Here is a 23,242-nt window from a genome sequence, read left to right as displayed (position 1 = left end):
GTAATTGAGGAATTGAGATCAGCGACGATGCTACCTTCATTAAATCATCGACGAAAATCTCGATAAGGGTGAGCGAATTACGGATTAGATCGATCTCCGAGACCAACTCTTTATATGGGGAGGACAGGAGTCGGGCGGCTCAATCTCTTTGAAGACATTATAGTTTGAATCCATTTATTCCAGTATCGTTATTTATGAACTCTTGTCCAGGCTATAAATTTGGCAATCAGCAGGCCAACAAAAAGCATAGTTTCTAGATAGCGCTTCTTCAGCTTCTCTTTTGCCCGTTTCAACCGCATCTTTACCGCACTTTCGCTCAGATTATGAATGTTCGCTATTTCCTTAATACTGACGTCGTCCTGGTATTTCATAAGCAGCAAGCTTTGCTCCTCCACGGTTAGCTGCCCAAGGGCTACCTGCAGCCGCTGGGCCTCCATCTCCATCACTTCCTTATCATCACCGTCATCAAGCCACTCCATTTCTTCATGGACGGGTACTTCAATCCGCTTTCGGTTTGACCGAAGCTGATCCGTGCAGTAATTGTAGGTGATTGAATACAGCCAGGTCGAAAATTTAGACTGTTCTTTGAAGCTGCTTAAACGCACGATCAATCGCAGGAAAATATCGTGCGTAAAGTCTTCCGCTTTGACGGGGTCTTTGGTAAACATCAGGCATTTTCGGTATACTTTATCATTGTATCGGCTGTACAAGTGTTCAAAGTAGCGGTTACTCTGACTCGCGACATACAGACGAACAAGCTCTTCATCCGTCATCCGTTTTAATTCTAACGATGCAATCATTCTGTATGACGATTAAATAGCGATAAAGTAACTTTCTTAGTTGAGTTAACGCTCAGTATTCATGTTGATTGACAGAATTGAATTATAATTGTATGTGCAAATAAAATAAAAATAGTTTATATATCATAAAAAAAGCCCAGTCTAAATAGACCGGGCTTTTTTATAAGATGCAAGCAAGATTCGCTTAGCCGATAGAAATGCGTTTGAAGGCCGTAACCGTTAATCCTTTGCTGGTTTTGTCCAGTAACTGAGCAATGGTCAGCGAAGAATCTTTTACGAATTCCTGGTTCAGCAGTGTGTTTTCTTTGTAGAATTTCTGCAGCTTACCCATCGCAATTTTTTCGAGCATGGCTTCCGGTTTTCCTTCTGCACGAGCCTGATCTTTACCGATTTCGATTTCGCGTTCAACGATGCTGGAATCAACGCCGTCTTTGTCGATGGCTACAGGTTTCATAGCCGCAATTTGCATTGCAATATCTTTACCAACTTCGGTTACTTCAGTGCCGTTCAGATTGTCCAGACCAACTAAAACACCTAATTTGCCGTTTGAGTGGTTGTAGGCAATTACTTGCTCTGCCGTTACGACTTCGTAAGCAATAACGTCCAGTTTCTCACCGATTTTTCCCATCAGGTCCGTGATGTGATCCTGGAGGCTCCGACCATCACCTTGCGGTAAGGCCAGCAGTTCTTCTTTCGTCGTCGGTTTCGCAGCAACGGCGTTGTCCATCAGGGACATTGCCAGGTTCTGGAAATCGGCCACGTTCGATACGGGTTCCGTTTCGCAGGCAAAGCCGATGATACGGCCTGTTTTGCCATCCGGGCTAACGTGCGTTAGAACCTTTCCTTCAGAAGTTGTATTTTCGGCACGTTTGCTAGCGATTTTCTGGCCTTGCTTGCGCAGGATATCTTTTGCTTTCTCGAAATCGCCGTCGGCTTCAGTGAGTGCTTTTTTGCAATCCATCATACCGGCGCCAGTTTCCTGCCGGAGTCTGTTAACGTCTTGTGCGGTAATAGCCATTGTTTGTTTATTAATTTTCTGTTAGCAAGTTCTAAATCGTGTAAACTATTTGGTAATCAGATCACCGGAAACGGAATAGCCCATAGCGAGGCTACGGGCTATCCGAACGTATAAGCTTGGCAACATCGTTGCTCTTAGATAGTCTTAATCCTCCTGCTCGTCTGCTTGATCAGCCGCAACCGGGCCGCTGGCCTCACCTTCAGCTTCAACCAACTGGCCTTCAGCCTGCGATGAACGTACATCTTCCGCCCGTTTCGCTTCTTCCTCTTCCTGCAAGCGCTGATCGTCTTTATCCTGCTTCCGCTCCAGCAGACCTTCTTCGATTGCCTTACCAATCGCCAGCGTGATCAAACGGATCGATTTGTACGCATCGTCGTTGGCCGGAATCGGGAAATCTACTTCATCCGGGTTCGAGTTGGTATCACACATCGCGAAAACCGGAATACCCAGCCGTTTTGCTTCGGCAACGGCAATGTGCTCCCGTTTTACGTCAACGATGAACAGAGCCGCCGGCAAACGCGTCAGGTCAGCAACTCCACCTAATACGCGCTCCAGTTTATCTTTTTCGCGGGATACCGTCAACCGTTCCCGTTTTGCCAGACTTTTGTAGGTAGTCTCATCCTTCATCATTTTTTCGATGCCCTGCATCTTCTTCAATGATTTCCGGATTGTAGCGAAGTTGGTCAGCATACCGCCCAGCCAGCGATCCGTTACGTAGGGCATCTTCAGGCGACGCGCTTCTTCCGTAACAATTTCCTGTGCTTGTTTTTTCGTAGCGACGAACATCACTTTACGGCCTGAACGAACGATGCCTTTGATGGCAGCGGCTGCTTCGTCGATTGACGCCAGCGTCTTGTTCAGGTCAATGATATGGATACCGTTCTTCTCCATGAAGATGTACGGTGCCATACGGGGATCCCATTTCCGGGTAAGGTGGCCAAAGTGCACACCTGCATCCAGAAGATCTTTATACTCTACTTGTGCCATTGGAATGTAGAATGAAAAATGAATACTGAAAATACGCAGCACCGCACATCGGCATCAGACAAGTGCGGCCTGGACAAATCGTGAAACGATAAATAATTAACGTTTCGAGAACTGGAACCGACGACGAGCTTTGGCACGACCGTATTTCTTCCGTTCAACCATGCGGGAATCGCGGGTCAGGAAGCCTTCTTTTTTCAGGGCCGGACGAAACTCGGGGTTCAATTCACACAGCGCGCGGGCAATACCCATCCGGGTTGCCTCAGCCTGGCCGGAAATACCGCCACCGCGAACGTTTACTTTCACGTCGTAACCTTCCGGGGCACTGATCGTAGCCAGCGGCTGCTTCAGAACGATTTGCAGAACTTCCGTAGGAAAATACTGTTTGTAATCTCGGCCGTTAATAACGATGTTGCCGGTACCGATCGACAGGTACACGCGCGACACGGCTGTTTTCCGGCGACCTAATGCATTGATTCGTTCCATTGTTTAAGATATGAGACGAAAGACGAGAGAGAAGAGACGATCCAATTCTTTAGCCTCTTGTCTTACGTCTAACCTCTATTTATTAGTAATCCAGTTTAATTTCTTTCGGTTGCTGCGACGCGTGCGGATGCTGGTTTCCGGCGTAAACGTGCAGGTTGGTGAACAACCGGCTACCCAGGCGGTTTTTCGGCAACATACCTTTGATGGCGTGCTCCAGAATGAAGGCCGGGTTCTTGTCCATCATTTCGCGGGGCGTCCGGAACCGCTGACCACCGGGGTGGCCGGTGTGACGAACATACACCTTATCGGTCATTTTCTTACCGGTAAGTTTAATTTTATCGGCGTTGATGATGATGACATTGTCACCACAGTCAACGTTCGGCGTAAAGTTGGCCTTGTTCTTGCCGCGGATGATTTTTGCCGCCTGGCTCGCCAACCGACCTAACACCTGATTTTCCGCGTCAATGACCACCCAGTCTTTCTGCGCCGTCGCTTTGTTGGCCGAAATGGTCTTGTAGCTTAACGTATCCACTTGTTTATGGGAGATTATATATTGATAGACAATTACTTGCGCTATACACAAAAACTCCCGTCCAAAAACGGGAGTGCAAATATAGAGCGTATATTTCTGAAATACAAGGGTGTTTGAAAATTTCAGCTACTTCAAAAGCTCTTTATCGGTTGTAATCGCTTTTCGTCGGACGTTTGAGGATGGACAGCGGTCCGAATGTTAGCGAAGTTTTAGCGTCACCAGCGTAATAACTGCCAGAATAATTCCGATAATCCAGAAACGGGTAACAATTTTGGCTTCGTGGTAGCCTTTTTTCTGGAAATGGTGGTGCAACGGCGACATCAGGAAAACGCGCCTGCCTTCCCCGTATTTTTGCTTGGTGTAGCGAAAGTAACTAACCTGCATAATAACGGATACAAGTTCGACCAGAAAAATACCGCACATCACCGGAATTAGTAATTCTTTCCGGGTAGCCAACGCCAGCACGGCGATGATACTGCCCAGCATCAAACTGCCGGTATCGCCCATAAACACCTGAGCCGGGTAAGAATTGTACCACAAAAATCCGACGCAGGCCCCCACAAAAGCCGCACAGAAAATCACCATTTCACCCGAGTAGGGAATGTACATGATGTTGAGGTACTGGGAAAAGGTTTTGTTGTTGGACAGATACGCAAAAACGCCCAGCGTTAACCCGATGATGACGGACGTTCCGGCGGCCAGACCGTCGATGCCGTCGGTAATGTTAGCCCCGTTGGAAACCGCCGTAATGATGAAAATGACGATGGCTACGTAAAGAACCCAGGTGTACTCATCCGGAATAAAATCGGGCAGTAAAGCCGTGTAATTGAAGTCATTGTTCTTTAAGAAAGGTACGGTGGTCGACATGGATTTGACATCCTGAAACGATCCGTATTCAATCTGCCCGATGGAAGTGTTGATGACGCCTGGCTTGTAAACCCGGATCTTAACGTAGTCGTTGAAATACAGCGTCAGCCCCACAATCAGGCCCAGACCCACCTGACCGACAATCTTGAAGCGTCCATGCAGCCCTTCCTTGTTTTTCCTGAACACCTTGATGTAATCGTCCAGAAAGCCGATCATTCCGGTCCAGATCGTTGAAACCAGCAACAGCACAATATACACGTTGGTCAGCTTGGCAAACAGCAGGGTCGGAAAAACCAGCGACGCCAGAATGATGAACCCGCCCATTGTAGGCGTTCCGCGTTTCTGCATTTGTCCTTCCAGCCCTAGATCCCGAATTTCTTCACCGATTTGCAATTTGCGCAGCATGTCGATAATCTGACGCCCGTAAACAGCCGCAATCAGCAACGACAGCGTAATGGCCGCGCCCGCCCGGAACGATAGATACTGAAAAACCCCGGCGCCGGGAAAGTCGAACTGCTGATCGAGGTAGGTGAAGAGGTAATAAAGCATAACGTTTAATTAGTTGAATATCCCGGTTCAGAATCGTCGGGGCAACGAAGGTGGTTTTCCGGAAACCGTTCCGGCGTCCAGCCTTCAGCCCCTGGCTATCCCGTTATTTTTCGGCAATGGATTGTTGAAAAGCCTCGCGCAGAACTTTGCGGTCGTCAAAATCGTGTTTGACACCGTTGATTTCCTGGTACGCTTCGTGGCCTTTACCGGCCACCACAATGACATCGTTGGGCTGGGCCATCTCCACGGCCCGAAAGATGGCGTCGCGCCGGTCAACAATGGTTTGGGTTTTCTTGAAGGCAACGGGCGGAACCCCGGCCTGCATTTGTTCCAGAATGGCCATTGGGTCTTCGTTGCGCGGATTGTCGGAGGTCAGAATCACCCGGTCGCTGTATTTGCAGGCAATTTCGGCCATAATGGGGCGCTTGGCCGCATCCCGGTTTCCTCCGCATCCCACAACCGTAATGATTTGCTCGTTGCCCTGCCGCAGCCCCGCAATTGTTTCCAGTACGTTTTGCAGCGCATCCGGCGTGTGGGCGTAATCGACAATGCCCACGGGTTTGTTGTCGGCAATGACCATCTCAAACCGGCCCGGCGGACTCGGTAAAACGGAAAGCTGGGTCAATACCTCTTCGCGGTCTTCGCCCAGCAAAACGGCTGCTCCGTAAACCGCCAGCAGGTTGTAGGCGTTGAACCGGCCTGTCAGTTTAAACCATACCTCCCGCCCATCGACATCCATCTGCATCCCGTACAGGCCCTCTGACATGATCCGGCCCTTGAAGGACCCCAGTGTTTGCAGCGAGTAGCTTTCTTTCTGGGCCGCCGTATTTTGCAGCATCACCAGCCCGCGCTTGTCGTCCAGATTTGTCAGGGCGAAAGCCGAGGCCGGTAGTTGGTCGAAAAAGCCTTTTTTGGCTTTAATGTAATTATCAAACGTCTCGTGAAAATCGAGGTGGTCGTGCGTAATGTTCGTGAAAATACCCCCGGCGAAATGCAGACCGACGATCCGGTGCTGAACCACGGCGTGTGAGCTTACTTCCATGAAACAGTGGCTGCAACCGTGCTGAACCATCCGCGCCAGCAGCTCATTCAGGGCAATGGTGTCGGGGGTGGTGTGGGTGGCCGGAATGACGGTTTCGTCAATCTGGTTCTGCACCGTTGAGAGCAGGCCCACCCGGTAACCCCGTTGCCGAAACAGCCGAAACAGTAGGGTAGCCGTTGAGGTTTTGCCGTTGGTGCCGGTCACGCCGACCAGTTTCAGCTTTTTGGAAGGATGATCGTAAAAATTGGCCGCAATCAGCCCCAGCGCGTAGCTGCTGTCCTGAACCTGAACGTAGGTGACGTGTTCGGACCGGTTTTCGGGCAACTCCTCACACAAAATAACGGTTGTTCCCTGTTCAACGGCTTTATTAATAAACCGGTGGCCGTCGGTCTGCGTCCCGCGAACGGCGGCAAACAAACTGCCCGGGCGCGCCTTTCGCGAGTCCATCGTCAACTGGTCAACTTCAACACTCATGTTGCCAGAGGTCGACAGCAGCGGTACTTTATACAAAATATGGGTTAACAGCATAGATAAACGGGAAAAAAAGGCTCTCGCATCCTTACTTTCCGGGTTGATTATGTTTGTTGAGGGCAACTGCCAGCGTATCGGGCCGGGCGGTTTGCCGCAAAGTTAGCGTAATTTTGCGCGGATGTGGCAACGGACTTCCCGGCGGAACCGATTGATCGACCACTTTGCCGTAGCCTTCAAATCGAACCCGGAAGCCCCGGTTTTCGAGCAGGTGCAGGGCGTCGCGCAGCGTCATGCCGCGCAGGTCGGGTACCCGGGTTTGCGTGGGCTGGCTCACCCACTGCGTTTTTGAGCCTTCCGTTTCGGCTTTCACCCAACCGTCGGGACTGGGCGGTGTGTTGATATTCAGCTCCGTACTGATGGTCCGGATGTCGTCGGCAAAACCGGCTTTGATGCCCCGGCTAGACGGACGAACCGGTTTGGAAGTGCTGGCGAAAGGCCGGTGCATGGGAATGTCGTAGGCGTAAATCCGGTCGGCAATTTCCCGGAATACCGGCGCCGAAACGCTGCCCCCGTACAGCAGGTCGATGCTGGCACCGTGGGGCGTGTCCACAACGACGGCAATGCTGTACTTCGGTTTTTCGGCCGGAAAATAACCGATAAAGGACGTGTAATATTTGCCCACCTGATACCGGCCGTTGATGAGCCTCTGGGCCGTACCGGTTTTGCCCGCAAACCGGTAATACGGGCTCTGGCTTTTCCGGGCGGTGCCGTGTTCAACCACGCCTTCGAGCATTTTTTTGGCCAGCCGGATGGTCGACTGACTGCAAATCGGATCCGGCGCCACGTACGGTTCAAATTCTTTGACGACTTCGTTGGCCCGCCGTATCTGCTTCACCAGCATGGGTTGCACCCACTTACCGTCGTTGGCAACCGCGTTGTAGAAGGCCAGCATCTGCAACGGCGTCAATTTTAACTCATACCCAATGGCCATCGAACTGAGCGACAAACGGCTCCAGCCCGGCGACTGCGGGTTCGGAACCACGGGTTTGGTTTCGCCCCGGAGCTGTAACCCGATGGGCTTATCGAGCCGAAACTGGCGCATGTACCGGCAGTACGTTTCCGGGCGGTTGTAGAAGCTGTTCATCAGCATGTGTACACCGACGTTCGACGATTTTTCGAAAACCTGCTGGGCGGTGATGCTGCCGTGGCCCCCCCGTTTGGTATCCGAAATCCGGCGACCCCGGTACAGAACCGCCCCCCCGCCCGTATGCACCATCTGATCGGGCCGAATCGCTTTTTCTTCCAGCAGCGCAATCATTGTCGGCAGCTTGAAGGTTGAACCGGGATCGGTGCCGCCCGCCAGCGCGTGGTTAAAGTTTTCGACGTATTTGCCGTTTTGCAGGGTCAGATTCGCCATGGCCCGGATTTCGCCGGTTTCGACTTCCATCACAATCAGGCAACCACGTTCAGCCTGGTACTTCTCCAGGCCGTGCAGCAGGGCCGTTTCGGCCATGTCCTGAAAGTTGACGTCGATGGTGGTGTAAATGTCCAGCCCGGGTTCCGGCTTGATGTCCGAACCGTCTTCCAGCGGCATTCGTACTCCCCCGGACAATTCCTCCACCAGCCCAACACCGTCTTTTCCCGCCAGTTCCTTCTGAAAACTGGATTCCAGTCCAACAAATCCGCGCGACGTTTCGGGGTTCAGGTACCCGACCGTCCGCAGGGCCATGCGTCCGTAGGGGTGGTAGCGCTGGTAAACGGCATCGAATTTTCCACCGCCCAGGCCCTGCCGCCGGTCGCGCCGGAAAAACGGCCATTTCTGCATTGCCATCCGTTCCTGAAACGAGATTTTTTTCCGGCTCAGCAAGACGTATTTTCGGCCGCTTTCGCGCGCCTTCCGGATCATGTAGGTGTACTCATCCCGCGAACGTTCACCAAATTTCCGCGCCAGCAGGATACCAAGTGAGTCGATCTTTTTGTTGAACGAATCGGTCTTGGCGACGCAGGGGTCGATACCGACGTAATAGTAGGGAAGCGAGGTGGCCAGCGGGTCTTCGTTGCGCGAGAAAATATTGCCCCGGGTGGCCCGGAGCGTATCCCGTTTGATGTGGTACTGCGTAATCCGGTCTTTCCACAAACGGCCATTCTGCTTTTGAAAAAACTGAACGTACGTTAGCCGGGCGATAATCGCCAGAGCAAACAGGAAAATCGCCACCGACGCCAGCGCAGCCCGGCGTAAAATGTCCTTTTTGACGTTCATGGCTGGGTGTCTTCCTCGGATTTAACAACAATCTTCAGGGGCGGAGTTACGGGTTCTTCCAGGCCGGTAGCAATTACGTGCTTGCTGATTTCGGATTGTTTCCCGCTTTTCTTGAAATCGGCCTGAAGCGTGGTGTATTCGGCCCGTTTCTCGTCCACGACCGCTTTTACCCGCTGGATGTTCCGGATCAGGCGCTCGGCGTTGTGGTTGAATCCGATGTACAGGATCAGCAGAAACGAAATCCACATAATGCGGTCGAAATGCTTGATGGGCCAGGGGTTGTCTTCGCCAAACAGCCGGTCGAACCCGATGGTCTGGTTCAGGTAGTTTAGAAGGCGGTTCTCGCGCTTTTTCTTCACGACGGGCGCTTTGGGCGGTGTTTTATAGGTGTTTTGGGCCATATCGTTGAATGGTTAACTTGACCGTTTTTCAGCAATCCGTAGTTTGGCGCTTCGTGCCCGCGGATTCCGGTCGACTTCCTCCGCCGAGGCTTCAATCGGTTTGCGCGTGATCGACTGGAGCGGTTTCAGTTCGTTTCCGTACAGGTCTTTCTCCACATCGCCCCGGAAGTTGCCCGACCGGATAAAGTTTTTCACCAGCCGGTCTTCCAGCGAATGGTAGGACATCACCACCAGCCGCCCGCCCGGCGCCAGCACCTCCGGAACCTGCGTCAGAAATTCTTCCAAAGTAGCCAGTTCCTGGTTGACCTCAATGCGCAGCGCCTGAAAGACCTGCGCGAAATATTTATGTTCTTTTCCGCGGGGCGCATACCGTTGCAGCACGGCTTTCAGGTCATTGACGGTTTCAATCGACCGGTTGACGCGGCTCGACGCAACGACGCTGGCCAGCGTTCGGGCGTTGATCACCTCGCCGTACATCCCGAAAATTTTATGCAACTGATCCTCCGGATACTCATTGATGACTTTGCGGGCCGTCAGCTCACCCGACTGGCTCATGCGCATGTCGAGATCGGCGTCGAAGCGGGTTGAAAAGCCGCGTTTCGGCGTGTCAATCTGGTGCGACGAAATGCCTAGATCGGCCAGAATACCGTCGACGTGATCGATTTTGTGAAGCCGTAAATACCGTTTCAAGTGCCGGAAATTGGCCGCAACGAACGTCAGGCGCGGGTCGTCGATGGCGTCGGCGTTGGCCCGGGCGTCGGGGTCCTGATCAAAGGCGACAAGCCGACCCTCCGAATCAGAACCGGGCTGCAACTGCCGTAAAATCTCGCGGGAATGGCCCCCGCCCCCGAACGTCACATCGACGTACGTGCCGCCGGGTTTGAGGTTCAGTCCTTCAATACAAGCCTGCAATAAAACCGGTTCGTGGTAGTTGGTCCCTGTCATGAAACTATAAACACATTGTTAATCAGCACTCCCGCAGCAGTCACAGAATTTTTTCGGGCTTTTCTGGTAGATTTCCGATTTGTCATCGGTTTCAAAATCCTTTTCGGAACTAAAACAAAATCTTCGTCCGTTACAAACTTAACAAAACCGCCCCTATTTCTACCGGGAAGAGAACTGGATCTGCTATTTTTTATTGTATGAAAAAAATTGTTGCAGTACTGTTAGTAACCCTGTTCGGAATTTCGTTCTCCGGCGGTGCTCAATCGGTCCCCAAGCTGAAAACCGGCGTTTGGCGGGCGGTTTTGCAAAGCAAAGGCGGGGAGCTGCCGTTCGGCCTGGAGATCAGCGCCAACGGGTCTGCGTATTCCGCCTTTGCGCTCAATGGCGCCGAGCGGTTACCGTTTGATAAAGTGACACTTACCGGCGATTCGGTTCGGCTGGCAATCGATATCTTTGAGGCAGAAATCCGGGCAAAAGTCGAGGGCAATACGCTGCGGGGATTCTGGCGCCGACGCCGGACCGGGCAAAACTATACCTCGCTGCCGTTTCAGGCGCAGCACGGCGTTCGATACCGTTTTACGCCTACCTCCCAAACCCCTGCCATCAACCTGACCGGCAAGTGGGCCACAACCTTCCGCTCGGAAACGGATTCGACGGTTGCAGTCGGTGTTTTCGAGCAGAAAGGCGCCCGGCTGACCGGAACATTCCTGACCACAACGGGCGACTACCGGTATCTGGAAGGCAACGTGGTAGGCGACAGCCTGATGCTGTCTACCTTCGACGGAACGCACTTGTACCTGTTCAAGGCCAAGCGCAAACCGGATAATACGCTGGTGGGCGGCTTCTGGTCGGGCGAGAGCGGCTACGAAAGCTGGACGGCCCGGTTTGACCCGAACGCTAAATTACCGGATCCTACCAGCCTGACATACTTAAAGCCGGGCTACAAAACCATTGATTTTACGTTTCCGGATGTAAACGGAAAACCGGTTTCGCTCAAGGATGCGCGGTTTCGGAATAAAGTGGTTGTGGTTCAGATTCTGGGTTCGTGGTGTCCGAACTGCATGGACGAAACCAAGTTTCTGAGTCCGTGGTACAAAAAGAACAAAAACCGGGGCGTCGAGATTGTGGGACTGGCCTACGAAAAATCGGCTGAACTGACCGAGTCGGCCCCGAAGATAAAGCGCATGATTGACCGCTTCAAGATTGACTACCCCGTTGTTCTGGCGGGTACCAACGTTAAATCGGAAGCGTCGAAAACCCTGCCGATGCTGAACCAGGTGGTAGGCTTTCCGACCACCATCGTGCTGGACAAAAAAGGAACGGTCCGCCAGATTCATACCGGTTTCAGCGGTCCCGGAACGGGAAAATACTACGATGAGTTTGTGGCCGATTTCAACCGGCTGATTGATAAACTAACCGCAGAGTAAACAACAAATTGCGAATAGACAAAAGATTTTGACACGAGAGAAAAGGCAACTCTTTCGGCTCGCATCTAGCCTCTTTTGTCTGAACTTCCACACCATAATGAACATGACCCGCCAGGAGAAAGTCCTGCTTCTCATTCTCGCGTGCATCAACTTCACGCACATTGTCGATTTTATCATCATGATGCCGATGGGGCCGCAACTGATGCGGTATTTCAGCCTCAATCCGCATGAGTTCAGCTTTATTGTGTCGGCCTACAGCCTGAGCGCCGGAATTTCCGGTTTTCTGGCGGCTTTCTACGTCGACCGTTTCGACCGGAAAAAAGTCGTGCTGACGGCTTACATTGGTTTTGTCGTCGGAACCATCGCCTGTGGCTTGGCCCCGACCTTTCCGCTGCTGATTGTTGCCCGCACCACCGCCGGTTTGTTCGGGGGCGTTCTGGGAGCGCAGGTTTTCTCCATTGTTGCCGACGTGGTTCCATACGAACGGCGGGCTACGGCCATGTCGATCATTACTACGTCTTTTTCGGTGGCTTCGGTGGTGGGTGTGCCGTTCGGCTTGTATCTGGCAACCAAAATTAGCTGGCACGCGCCGTTTCTGGCCATTGGCGGTCTGGGCGTTCTGGTAACGGCCCTGATCATCCGTTACGTGCCGCGGCTGAATGGGCACCTGCAAACCAGCGAAAACCAGTCTGCTCCACTGGATGTAATCACGTCTATCCTGCGTAACCCCAACCAGCTCCGGGCGCTCTGGCTGACGACCACCATCATGCTGGGTCATTTCAGCATCATTCCGTTGCTGTCGCCTTACCTGGTGGCTAATGTCGGGCTGGGCGAAGATCAATTGTACCTGATCTACCTGGTTGGCGGGTTGGTCACCATTTTCACGGGGCCGCTCGTTGGGCGTCTGGCCGATAAGCGGGGCAAGTACCCGGTTTTTGTCGTTTTTGCGTTGCTGTCTATGATCCCGATGTTTTTGCTGACGTCCATGCAACCGTCCGGTCTGACCTACATTCTGGCGGTGAATGCTGTGTTCTTCATCTTCTCCAACGCCCGTTTCATTCCAACGCAAGCGATGGTGACGGCGGTGGTGGAGCCGAAGCGCCGGGGTGGTTTTATGAGCATGAATTCGTCGGTTCAGCTTCTGGCGCAGGCCCTGGCTACCTACGGGGCCGGTTTGCTCGTGACCAAAACCGAAAGCGGAGCGCTGATCCATTATTCATGGGTGGGCTATCTGGCGATGGCGGCTATTTTCGTGAGTGTTTTCATCGCCCGACGTATTCGTCCGGTGGATACCGATGCTGGCGAATCGGCCGTCGTCAACACAACCAGGCCCGATTTAGCGGACGAAAAAAGAATCCCTGAAAACCGCTCTGTGGAAGCAACACCAACCGTTTCCTAAATTTAAGGGGGCAAAAATTTGGAGCGAATAAACTCCATTTTCTATATTTGCATATAATCTATTGACAAAGTATAGTTAATGTCAGTTTCTGCACAACATAACGCTGTTCGCCGGTCTCGATCGGTTTCTGCCTTGCACCACGTTTCTGCAAAGGACGGTTGTTGTCAGTCTGCAACAAGGATGGGTTGTTGATGCACACCGCCCGTCGCTCCCGATAATTCCCTTACCCCATTTTTTTCTGATAATCTGGCGCAATTTTTGGTCAGCTTTCAAAACCAAACGCCAGTTCAAAGGTTTGTTCTAAAAACATAGATAGTCTATAAACTTACTAAGCTAATGATTGCCTTTTTCGACACCGTTCACGAAGACACCGATCTGTATTCGATTCCTCAGGTATTCCGGAAGCTGGTCCCGGTGAAACCGCTGCAATCCGGCCAGAAAGCACCGTTATTCGGCGTTCATCGCCAGCGGACGATTGGGCAGTACGTTACCTGGCAGGCTGATTATTCCAAAACCGTTCACCTGCACGACTGGCTCCAAACGGGTCCGCTGGTAGTTGCTTTTTACAGCGCTGGCTGGAACGGATACGGCAAAAAGTATCTGCAAAAATTAATTGAACTTCAGGCCCATGTACAGGATGCGGGCGCAAACCTGCTGGTGGTTTCTCCCGACTCGCCGGAATCGTTGCAAATTCTGGTAGAACAGCACGACTTGCCGTTTACGATCGTGCAGGATGCGGAAAACCAGATTGCCGGCAAATTTGGGGTTCACTCGACGGATGATCCGGTCTGGAACTGGATTGCCGGAATTACCGAAGATGTACCCTACCCGGCGTTATTCGTCGTTGCTCCGGACCGTCACATTCAGTTTAGCTACGTTGACAAGGATTTTGACGGACAATTCCCGGCGGAAGCCGTTCTGCGGCAAATCGACGGGCAATCGGCCGTTAAAACGTTGCCGTTGTACGACCGGACCGCGGCCTGATGAGCCTGCGCACGGCTTAGCAACAATGGCGCGGAAAACAAGTTTCGGGGATTGTGGTTCTTGAAGGAGAACATCTTTCAGAAAAAACACGATGAACCGAAGCGAATTTTTGTCAATCGGCGGTTCTGTACTGTTGTTAACCCGAACCGTTATGGCGCAATCGACCCCGGAGCCGGAAGCCCATCTTTTTAAAGACGACGGCACGATTCCAAACAGCCGTTATCCACTATTGATTTACCACAACGCCTTTTCGGAAACCGGTTCGGCGGGGGCTTCCTGGCTCGAAAAACGGTTTGCGGCCAACAACTGGACCAATTCCTGGCGCAACGGCGTATTTCCGTATCACCATTACCACAGCATTTCGCACGAGGTGCTGGGCGTTTACAGCGGCTCGGCCCTGCTGCACCTGGGCGGGGAGCAGGGTGAGAAAATCCGGGTGAAAACCGGCGACGTTGTGGTCATTCCGGCGGGGGTCGGTCACAAACGGCTTGACGCTTCGGCGGATTTCGGCGTCGTGGGGGCGTATCCCGACGGGCGCGATTATGACGTCCTGCGCGGACAGCCCGGCGACCGGCCCAAAGCCGATCAAAACATTGCCGCCGTTCCACTTCCCCAAACCGATCCGCTGCTGGGTCGGGAAAGCGGGTTGGTCCGCATCTGGAAATAGGGGCTCCACCCGGCTGTTTTTCAACTTCATCGCGTCCTTTCAAATACCGCCCAGATTCTGCCTGCATTTCCGTTCATCCGCAACTTTTTTAGTAGTTTTGAATGTTATTTTAAGATGACTAACCACTGAAGAGGGAGAGCTGTTGATGACGGATTATATTTCAACCTTGAATGAGCCACAACGGCAGGCCGTGTTGCACGAAAACGGTCCGCTGATGATTATAGCCGGTGCCGGATCAGGCAAAACCCGGGTATTAACCTTCCGGATTGCCCACCTGATTGAAAAAGGGATTGATCCATTTCGGATTTTAGCCCTGACGTTTACCAACAAAGCGGCCGGTGAAATGCGCCACCGGATCGAGAGCGTGGTCGGCACGGAAGCCCGCAACATCTGGATGGGCACGTTTCACGCGGTTTTTGCCAAGATTCTGCGGGTTGAAGCGAAGGCGCTGGGCTACACGAGTAACTTTTCCATTTACGATACCGACGATTCCAAATCGCTGCTGCGAAGCATTATCAAGGAATTTGGGCTGGATGACAAGGTATACCGCCCAAACATGGTTTTTGCGCGCATTTCGGGGGCCAAAAACCGACTGGTGGGTCCGGCTGATTACCTGGCCAATCCGCTGATTCAGGCCGACGATGCAGCCGCCCGGATGCCCGAAATTGGCCGGATTTACAAAGCCTATTCGACGCGGTGTTTCCAGGCCAACGCCATGGATTTTGACGATCTGCTCTACAACACGAACGTCCTGTTCCGCGATCACCTGGACATCCTGAACAAATACCAGCACAAATTCAAACACGTCCTGGTCGATGAGTTTCAGGATACCAACGTGTCGCAGTACCTGATTACCCGGAAGTTGTCCGCCGTCAATCAAAACATCTGCGTGGTGGGCGACGACGCCCAGAGTATTTACGCCTTCCGCGGGGCCAACATCGAAAACATTCTGAATTTCGAGAAAGACTTTCCGGATGTCCGCACGATCAAGCTGGAACAGAATTACCGCTCGACCAAAACCATCGTCAACGCGGCCAATTCCATCATTGCCCGGAACCGGGAGCAGCTGCGCAAAAACGTCTTTACCGACAACGAAGAGGGTACGCTGATCGAGGTTGTCAAAGCCGCTTCCGACAACGAGGAAGGCCGGCTAATTGCCACTTCGCTCTTCGAAGCCAAGATGCAGGAAGGGCTGCGAAACTCCGATTTTGCCATTCTGTACCGCACCAACGCCCAGTCGCGGGCCTTTGAGGAAGCGCTTCGGAAGCTGAACATCAAATACCGCATCATCGGCGGCTTGTCGTTCTACCAGCGCAAGGAAATCAAGGACCTGCTGGCGTACCTGCGTTTTACGGTCAACCAGAACGACGAAGAAGCGTTCAAGCGGATCATTAACCTGCCCAAACGCGGCATTGGCGATACCACCGTGGCCAAAATATCGGTCGTGGCCGCCGAAAACCAGGTGCCAATCTGGGAAGTGGTCAGCAACGTGAGTAAATACGTAGCTGGTCGGGCCGGTATTGCCATCGAAGGGTTCGCCGATCTGATCAAGAGCTTTCAACTGCTGCTCGACAAAAAAGACGCCTACGACGTAGCCGCGCACGTGGCCAAGGCATCCGGAATTCTGAAAGAACTGTACGACGACAAAACCGTTGAGGGTTTGTCCCGCTACGAAAACGTACAGGCCCTGCTGAACTCCATCAAGGAATTTGTCGACAATCCGGACAACGACGACAAGAGCCTGAGCGCCTTTTTACAGGTGGTATCGCTGCTGACAACCGCCGACGAAAAAGACGACGATGGCGACACCGACAAGGTAACGCTGATGACCATTCACGGAGCCAAAGGGCTGGAGTTTCGGAACGTCTACATCGTAGGGCTGGAGGAAGATTTGTTCCCGTCGCAGATGATGCTCGAAAGCCGGGCCGACCTGGAAGAAGAACGGCGGTTGTTTTACGTTGCCATCACCCGCGCTGAGAAAAAACTAACGGTTTCCTACGCCGAATCGCGGTATCACTACGGCCGTCTGAAAGTCTGTGAACCGAGCCGCTTTCTGATGGAAGTTAACCCGGATTTTCTGAAGATGGCCAAGGTTCGTCAGACCGAGCGGGAAGACCGTCGGGAAGCTAATCGGGAAGTGCCCTCTGGCGGATCGATGAGTTTTGTGCGAAGTCTGGCCCAGAAAACCGCCCGCCAGCAGACACCCCAGCCAACGGTGGCCCATGTTCCGTCGAGCGATTTTACCCCCAGCGATACGTCCAAACTGGCCGAAGGGATGCGCGTCGAACACATGAAGTTTGGCTTTGGTCTGGTGCAGAAAGTTGATCAGGACGGCAACGACCGGAAAGCCGTGATCAAGTTTGAAACGGCGGGGGAAAAGACGCTGCTGCTGAGCTTTGCGAAACTGAAGATTGTCGTTTAAGATACACGTTGTCAGAACTGGCAGACCGCTCGTTCTGACAGCGTGAGTATACTGGCCTGCGTACCACCTTTTGGTTCAAACGATTCCCCTGTTCGTTATGTATTCCGATACCAAAACCGGTGCTGCGGCCCTTTCGGTACAACCCGAGGAAGCAGCTAAGCCGAAAAGGCTGTTGTCCATCGACGCGCTACGCGGTTTCGACATGTTGCTGATTGCGGGGGGCGGTACGTTCCTGGAGCGCATGGAAGGCAAAACGGGCCTGCCCTGGGTCGACTGGATTGCCGGGCAACTGACCCATCCGGCCTGGCACGGGTTTACGTTTTATGACTTCATTTTCCCGCTTTTCCTGTTCATCGCGGGTGTTTCCTTAGCGTTTTCCTTACAATCCGGGTTGGAAAACGGTCTGTCGAAACCGGTTCTATACCGCAAGGCGTTCCGCCGGTGGATGATTCTTTTTCTGTTGGGAATCCTGGATAAAAACATTCCGCTGGACATTTTCGACCCGGCCAACATTCGCTTCGGGACGGTTCTGGGACGCATCGGTCTGGCCAGTTTCGTGGCGACGCTTTTGTTTCTGAATTTTACCTGGAAACAGCGGCTGTTGTGGGTGGCGGCTGTTCTGGTGGCCTACTACGCGGCCCTGTTTCTCATCCCGGTTCCGGGGTACGGTAGCGGGGACCTTTCGTTTGAGGGCAATCTGGTGGCCTGGTTTGACCAGACGTTTATGCCCGGGCGACTGTTGCAGAAAACGTACGACGAAAACGCGCTGCTCACGCAGTTTCCGGCCCATTGTTTGGCCGTTCTGGGAACTGTGGCCGGTGAACTCCTGCGTTCCCGTCAGGCCGACCGAACTAAACTGACTTACCTGATTGTTTCGGGACTGATCAGCATCGGGCTTGGGCTGGTGTGGGGCCAGCATTTTCCCATCAACAAGCACCTGTGGTCCAGTTCGTTTATTTTACTGACGGCGGGGATGGGGTTGCTCTTTCTGGCGCTTTTCTACGGTATTATTGATGTGCTCGGGTACCGGCGATGGTCGTTCTTTTTCAAGGTGATCGGCATGAACTCCATTGTTGTTTACCTGGCGTACCGGTTTATTGCTTTCGACCACACTTCGGAGCTTCTGTTCGCCGGTTTTTATAAATACGCTCCCGAGCAATGGCATACCGTTTTTCAGGCGCTGGGTTCGCTGCTGCTCGTCTGGACGATGCTTTACGTGCTGTACCGCAATAAAATTTTTGTGAAAATATAAACGCAGAGTATGATTCGTTTTTTTACGGAAGACATTCAGTTTAACCTCCTTCAGAAAGTACCAACCCGCCAGTGGCTCACGGCTTTGGCGAAACACGAAGGCTTCACGGTCGGCGAACTGAATTACATCTTCTGCTCCGATGAGTACCTGCTTCAGGTCAACCGCGAATACCTGGACCACGATTATTACACCGACATCATCACGTTTGACAATTCCGAAGAAGAATACCGGCTGGAAGGAGACATTTTCGTCAGCATCGACCGGATTCGCGACAACGCCCAGCAGGTAAAGGCAACCGAAGAGCAGGAGCTTCGCCGGGTGCTGGCGCACGGTGTCCTGCATCTGTGCGGCTACGGCGATAAAACCGAACAAGAAGCCCGGCTGATGCGGCAGAAGGAGGACGAAAGCCTGGCCGCCTGGACCAACCGTTCGCTTAATGTTACCGATCCGTCCTCGGGAGAATGATTAAAATCGTATTTTTGCGCGCCTGATCTCAGGTTTTACCGATTGAAGCCATGTAATTGTTCACAGGATTTTCTCCGTTAACGGATTTGCCCCGGTCGCCCGACCGGGTGCCTGTGTTACGTTTATCCTTTATGAACATGGTTATTTCCCAAAAATACGGTCGCACGTACCATTATCCTTTTTCACCCGGTACGACCAGCGACAACCGCTTCAATCATCATTACCAGGAAGACCTTCGCCGGATTCCGGTCCTGGTGCATACCGAAAAACTCGACGGCGAAAACAACTGCCTGAGCCGCTACGGTGTTTTTGCCCGTTCCCACGCGGCCCCGACCCAATCGCCCTGGACCCGGCACCTCCGCGATCGGTGGGAAATGATTCGCCGGGACCTCGGTACTCTTGAGGTGTTTGGCGAAAATCTTTACGCCATCCATTCCATTGAATACCGGCGGCTGGAACACCATTTCTTCGTTTTCGCCATCCGCGAACGGGACCGTTGGCTTTCCTGGGAAGAAACCCGGTTTTACGCCCACCTGCTGGATTTTCCGGTCGTGCCTGAATTGCAGATGGCTTACCCGCCTTTTGATGCCGAAAGGGTTGAAAGCCAGGTGGAAGAGTGGGCTTCGCAGGCCAGCCGGTTCGATTCCTGCGACGGCCGGACGGGGCAGCCCTGCACCATGGAAGGCGTTGTCAGCCGAAACGCGACCGAATACCCCGTGGCTGCGTTCAAACAGAACGTGTTCAAATATGTTCGGGCAGGACACGTACAGACCGACGCGCACTGGACCCGCAACTGGAAGCGGGCTCCGCTGTCCTGGGAACGGTCCGGCCCGGTTTTACAGCAAACAACGGTGCGGTGATGTGGCAGTTGACTTCTCAGAAAAAATGGGCCGATCTGGAGCAGCAGTTCCGGTTTGTCCGGGCCATGCAGGACGTGCCCCAGGACCCGCGCCACCATGCCGAGGGCGATGTAGCCGTTCATACCCAAATGGTCATCAAAGAACTGGTACGGCTTTCCGGCTACCAGCAACTTGCGCCACTTGATCGGGAAATCCTGTGGACGGCGGCCCTGCTGCATGATGTAGAAAAACGCTCGACGACCGTTATCGAGGCCGATGGCAGCATTACGTCCCGGGGTCATGCCCGCCGGGGGGAGCAAACAACGCGCGAACTGCTGTACCGCTATTTTCCGGCTCCCTTCACAATCCGGGAGCCGATTGCCAAACTGGTGCGTTATCACGGTCTGCCGCTGTGGATTTTCGAGAAACCGGACCCGCTGAAGTCCTTGCTTCAGGCCAGTCTGGAAGTAAATACGCAATTGCTGGCGCTCCTGGCCGAAGCCGATGTCCGCGGGCGCATTGCTCCCGATCGGGATGAATTGCTGGAGCGAATCGCCTTTTTTCGGGCCTATTGCGAAGAAAACAAGTGTTGGGGGCGGCCCTATCCGTTTTCTTCCGGTCTGAGCCGGTTTACGTACTTCTACAAGGAGGACGCGTTTCCCACCTACGAACCTTTCGATACAACGGCCTGCGAAGTGGTGCTGCTGTCGGGGTTGCCGGGAGCGGGGAAAGACACGTACATCGCCCAACGCCTGCCGGACTGGCCGGTGGTGAGTCTGGACGATTTTCGGCGGCAACTCCGGATTGATCCGGCCGACCGCGAAGGTACGGGATACGTGGTACAGCTGGCCAAAGAAAAGGCCAAAAGCCTGCTCCGGCAGCGTACCTCGTTTGTCTGGAACGCAACAACCCTGACCCGCCAGATCCGTCAGCAGTTGATGGAGTTGTTTGCGGCTTATAAAGCGCGCGTCCGGCTTGTGTACCTGGAAGTGCCCTACCCCCGGCTCCGGCAGCAGAACCGTAACCGGCTCCATGTCGTACCCGATGTGGCGATGGACCGGATGATTGCCCGGCTGGAAGTTCCGGCCAGTTGGGAGGCCCACGAAGTTGTTTACGAAGTTAGTAGCTAACGGCTTGGTTCAATACGGCAAATTTTCGTATTTGCCATTCAGACAAAACCGCATTCTATACCGAATTTTCTATGCAATTTACCGAACAAGATCAGCATCAGATTCTGGCGCAGGGCGCTACCCTTGAGCAGGTTGACGAACAGATCCAGCATTTTATCGATAACTTCCCTTATCTGCCCGTCATCAAAGCCGCCACAGTGGGGGATGGGATTATCCGCGTTGACGAACAGAGTTTAACGTCGATCGTATCGGCGTTCGACCAGAAGGCGCCAGCGCTCTCGCTGCTGAAATTTGTTCCGGCGTCGGGGGCGGCTACGCGGATGTTTAAGTCGTTGTTTGCTGCCCTGGAAGGAAAGCGCGACAAGTCCGTCGATGAATTTTTCGACCGGCTGTCCGATTTTGCGTTTTACGATGCTCTAAAAGGCGTGTCGGGTGAAACCGATCAGCACGTACTGAGTGCACTGCTGACCAGCGAAGGGCTGGATTACGGCAATCTGCCGAAGGGTTTGCTGTTGTTCCACCGGTATGCGGAAGGGCCGCGCACGCCCGTCGAAGAGCACCTGATCGAAGGAGCGGCTTATGCCAACTCGAACGGCCGGGTGCGGATTCACTTTACGGTTTCGCCCGAGCACCGCAGCCGGTTTGAAGAACTGATCAACCGGGTTCAGCCGGAGTACGAAGCCCGGCTGGGTGTTACGTTCGAGATTACGTTTTCCGAGCAGAAAAAATCGACCGATACAATTTCGGTCAATCCGGATAACACCCCGTTCCGCAACGCCGACGGTTCGCTGCTGTTCCGCCCGGCGGGCCACGGGGCGCTGATCGAAAACCTCAACGACATTGACGCCGATGTGGTTTTTATCAAAAACATCGACAACGTGGTGCCGGATGCCCTCAAAGAGCAAACTATTACGTACAAGAAAGTGCTGGGTTCTATTCTGCTCGATATTCAGCAACAGATTTTCCGGTTCCAGGAATTGCTGAACGACGATATGGTCAGCGAAGGCTACGTGACCGAACTCGACGAGTTTGTACGGACGACGCTCTGCATTCTGCCGCCCGCCGGTTTTGACGGCTGGTCGCAGGATGAAAAAGTGGAGTATTTCCGCCAGAAGCTCGACCGTCCGCTCCGAGCCTGCGGTATGGTGAAAAACGTGGGCGAACCCGGTGGTGGGCCGTTCTGGGCCAAAAATTCGGATGGGTCGGTTTCACTCCAAATTGTGGAATCTGCGCAGATTGATCTGGGCAATGCCGATCAAAAGCAGATTTTTGATACGGCCACGCACTTCAACCCGGTTGATCTGGTTTGTGCGCTGAAGAACCGTGACGGCGAAAAATACAACCTGCCCGCTTACCGCGATCCGCAAACGGGTTTTATTACCTCGAAATCAAAAGACGGAAAGGAACTGAAAGCGCAGGAACTGCCCGGTTTGTGGAATGGCGCGATGGCCGACTGGAATACGGTTTTTGTGGAAGTGCCGCTGGTTACGTTCAATCCGGTCAAAACCGTCAACGACCTGCTGCGCAAGGAGCACCAGCCCGCTTAGGAAACTTGTCGGCTGTGCAAGCGGTCCGGGAGCATAAAAATCAAAAAGCCCACGGTTTGCGCCGTGGGCTTTCCTGTTATATTGGATCGGCTGCCTGGTTTTCGGTGTCGACCAGATTCACCACAACTTCCTGGTGTTCGGCTTCCCGGCGGGCAAAGGCCGCTAAGGTCGTTTTCTCGTAAACCGCCAGGTTAGCGTCGCGCACCCGTTCCATGATTGGCCGGATGGCGCAGGTAATTTCGTCGTTGCAGTCGTCGCAGCGGACGTAAAAATTATGTGAAACGCAGGGCGTCGGGGCAATCGGGCCGTCGATAACCCGCAGTACCTGGGCCAGATTCACGCGCTCCGGATCGACGCGCAGCAGATAACCGCCCCCTTTTCCCTTCTGGCTTTGCAGAATGCCGTGGTTGCGCAGCTCCAGCAGGATGGCTTCCAGAAACTTTTTAGGAATATTTTCTTTCGCCGAAATGTAGGATATTAAGATGGGCCCTTTGCCAAATTCTTCGGTAAGGACTTTCAACGCTTTAATGGCATACTTGGCTTTCTTTGAAATCATGGGTGCTACGGCTATAGTTTTCTCGGTGTCGTCCGGGCGTATGTATGCAAACCGTGTCTAAGCTAAAATAGTGCACAAACCGGCGGAATAACCCGTATGCTGCTCACCAATGCATTTCAACTTCGGGTTATAACGCAGACAACAGACAGACGAACAGCCTAAACGGTCGGGATAATCAGACAACGAACCGCATGCGGAT

At 53.1% G+C, this 23,242-nt stretch carries 21 protein-coding genes; 10 read left to right on the top strand and 11 right to left on the bottom strand.

The window, feature by feature from the left end; all coding sequences use genetic code 11:
* Positions 1-188: 188 nt before the first annotated feature.
* The 10 genes from OQ371_RS07625 to rsmH all read right to left on the bottom strand — a co-directional run bounded on the left by OQ371_RS07625 (position 189) and on the right by rsmH (position 10,355).
* On the bottom strand, positions 189-800 hold the full coding sequence (locus OQ371_RS07625) for an RNA polymerase sigma factor (protein ID WP_265993197.1): 612 nt from the start codon (positions 798-800) through the stop codon (positions 189-191).
* A 184-nt stretch (positions 801-984) separates the two neighbouring features.
* Complete coding sequence (tsf, locus tag OQ371_RS07620) at positions 985-1,818, bottom strand: translation elongation factor Ts (protein WP_265993196.1); 834 nt, start codon at positions 1,816-1,818, stop codon at positions 985-987.
* 144 nt (positions 1,819-1,962) lie between these two features.
* Positions 1,963-2,805 carry a 30S ribosomal protein S2 gene (gene rpsB, locus OQ371_RS07615; RefSeq protein WP_265993195.1) on the bottom strand — a complete coding sequence of 281 codons (843 nt, stop codon included), beginning with the start codon at positions 2,803-2,805 and terminating at the stop codon, positions 1,963-1,965.
* 96 nt (positions 2,806-2,901) lie between these two features.
* Entirely contained in the window at positions 2,902-3,288 is a 387-nt protein-coding gene (rpsI, locus tag OQ371_RS07610) for a 30S ribosomal protein S9 (RefSeq protein WP_265993194.1), read from the bottom strand.
* Between the two features lie 82 nt (positions 3,289-3,370).
* Positions 3,371-3,820, bottom strand: a complete 450-nt coding sequence (gene rplM, locus OQ371_RS07605; protein WP_265993193.1) for a 50S ribosomal protein L13 — start codon at positions 3,818-3,820, stop codon at positions 3,371-3,373.
* A 198-nt stretch (positions 3,821-4,018) separates the two neighbouring features.
* Positions 4,019-5,236, bottom strand: coding sequence for a phospho-N-acetylmuramoyl-pentapeptide-transferase (mraY, locus tag OQ371_RS07600; protein ID WP_265993192.1), 1,218 nt, complete (start codon positions 5,234-5,236; stop codon positions 4,019-4,021).
* Between the two features lie 103 nt (positions 5,237-5,339).
* A complete protein-coding gene (locus OQ371_RS07595) occupies positions 5,340-6,806 on the bottom strand; it encodes a UDP-N-acetylmuramoyl-L-alanyl-D-glutamate--2,6-diaminopimelate ligase (protein WP_265993191.1) in 1,467 nt (488 codons plus the stop codon).
* Between the two features lie 31 nt (positions 6,807-6,837).
* Positions 6,838-9,009, bottom strand: coding sequence for a PASTA domain-containing penicillin-binding protein (locus tag OQ371_RS07590; RefSeq protein ID WP_265993190.1), 2,172 nt, complete (start codon positions 9,007-9,009; stop codon positions 6,838-6,840).
* A complete protein-coding gene (locus tag OQ371_RS07585) occupies positions 9,006-9,410 on the bottom strand; it encodes an FtsL-like putative cell division protein (RefSeq protein ID WP_265993189.1) in 405 nt (134 codons plus the stop codon). The genes OQ371_RS07590 and OQ371_RS07585 overlap by 4 nt, the downstream gene beginning before the upstream one ends.
* Before the next feature lie 12 nt (positions 9,411-9,422).
* Positions 9,423-10,355: a 16S rRNA (cytosine(1402)-N(4))-methyltransferase RsmH gene (gene rsmH, locus OQ371_RS07580; protein ID WP_265993188.1), complete on the bottom strand. Its 933-nt coding sequence runs from the start codon at positions 10,353-10,355 to the stop codon at positions 9,423-9,425.
* Between the two features lie 197 nt (positions 10,356-10,552).
* On the opposite strand from rsmH, the gene OQ371_RS07575 reads away from it, so the two are divergent.
* The 10 genes from OQ371_RS07575 to OQ371_RS07530 all read left to right on the top strand — a co-directional run bounded on the left by OQ371_RS07575 (position 10,553) and on the right by OQ371_RS07530 (position 22,487).
* A complete protein-coding gene (locus OQ371_RS07575) occupies positions 10,553-11,782 on the top strand; it encodes a peroxiredoxin family protein (RefSeq protein ID WP_265993187.1) in 1,230 nt (409 codons plus the stop codon).
* Between the two features lie 97 nt (positions 11,783-11,879).
* Positions 11,880-13,181: an MFS transporter gene (locus tag OQ371_RS07570; RefSeq protein ID WP_265993186.1), complete on the top strand. Its 1,302-nt coding sequence runs from the start codon at positions 11,880-11,882 to the stop codon at positions 13,179-13,181.
* Positions 13,182-13,517: 336 nt separating this feature from the next.
* Complete coding sequence (locus OQ371_RS07565; protein WP_265993185.1) at positions 13,518-14,165, top strand: redoxin domain-containing protein; 648 nt, start codon at positions 13,518-13,520, stop codon at positions 14,163-14,165.
* A 91-nt stretch (positions 14,166-14,256) separates the two neighbouring features.
* Positions 14,257-14,832, top strand: a complete 576-nt coding sequence (locus OQ371_RS07560) for a cupin domain-containing protein (protein ID WP_265993184.1) — start codon at positions 14,257-14,259, stop codon at positions 14,830-14,832.
* A gap of 145 nt (positions 14,833-14,977) precedes the next feature.
* Positions 14,978-17,254, top strand: coding sequence for an ATP-dependent helicase (locus OQ371_RS07555; RefSeq protein ID WP_265993183.1), 2,277 nt, complete (start codon positions 14,978-14,980; stop codon positions 17,252-17,254).
* 97 nt (positions 17,255-17,351) lie between these two features.
* Positions 17,352-18,506 carry an acyltransferase family protein gene (locus OQ371_RS07550; RefSeq protein WP_265993182.1) on the top strand — a complete coding sequence of 385 codons (1,155 nt, stop codon included), beginning with the start codon at positions 17,352-17,354 and terminating at the stop codon, positions 18,504-18,506.
* Positions 18,507-18,515: 9 nt separating this feature from the next.
* Positions 18,516-18,971, top strand: coding sequence for an rRNA maturation RNase YbeY (ybeY, locus tag OQ371_RS07545; RefSeq protein WP_265993181.1), 456 nt, complete (start codon positions 18,516-18,518; stop codon positions 18,969-18,971).
* Positions 18,972-19,108: 137 nt separating this feature from the next.
* Entirely contained in the window at positions 19,109-19,831 is a 723-nt protein-coding gene (locus tag OQ371_RS07540) for an RNA ligase family protein (RefSeq protein ID WP_265993180.1), read from the top strand.
* A complete protein-coding gene (locus OQ371_RS07535; RefSeq protein WP_265993179.1) occupies positions 19,831-20,940 on the top strand; it encodes an AAA family ATPase in 1,110 nt (369 codons plus the stop codon). The genes OQ371_RS07540 and OQ371_RS07535 overlap by 1 nt, the downstream gene beginning before the upstream one ends.
* Positions 20,941-21,011: 71 nt before the next feature.
* Positions 21,012-22,487: a DUF4301 family protein gene (locus OQ371_RS07530; RefSeq protein WP_265993178.1), complete on the top strand. Its 1,476-nt coding sequence runs from the start codon at positions 21,012-21,014 to the stop codon at positions 22,485-22,487.
* 76 nt (positions 22,488-22,563) lie between these two features.
* On the opposite strand, the gene OQ371_RS07525 is transcribed toward OQ371_RS07530, so the two are convergent.
* On the bottom strand, positions 22,564-23,043 hold the full coding sequence (locus tag OQ371_RS07525; RefSeq protein ID WP_265993177.1) for an RrF2 family transcriptional regulator: 480 nt from the start codon (positions 23,041-23,043) through the stop codon (positions 22,564-22,566).
* Positions 23,044-23,242: the final 199 nt, after the last annotated feature.

Origin of the sequence: Larkinella insperata, assembly GCF_026248825.1 — a bacterium.
GTDB lineage: Bacteria > Bacteroidota > Bacteroidia > Cytophagales > Spirosomataceae > Larkinella > Larkinella insperata.
The sequence above is the reverse complement of the archived record's forward strand: the minus strand, read 5'-3'. Positions and strand labels throughout refer to the sequence as shown.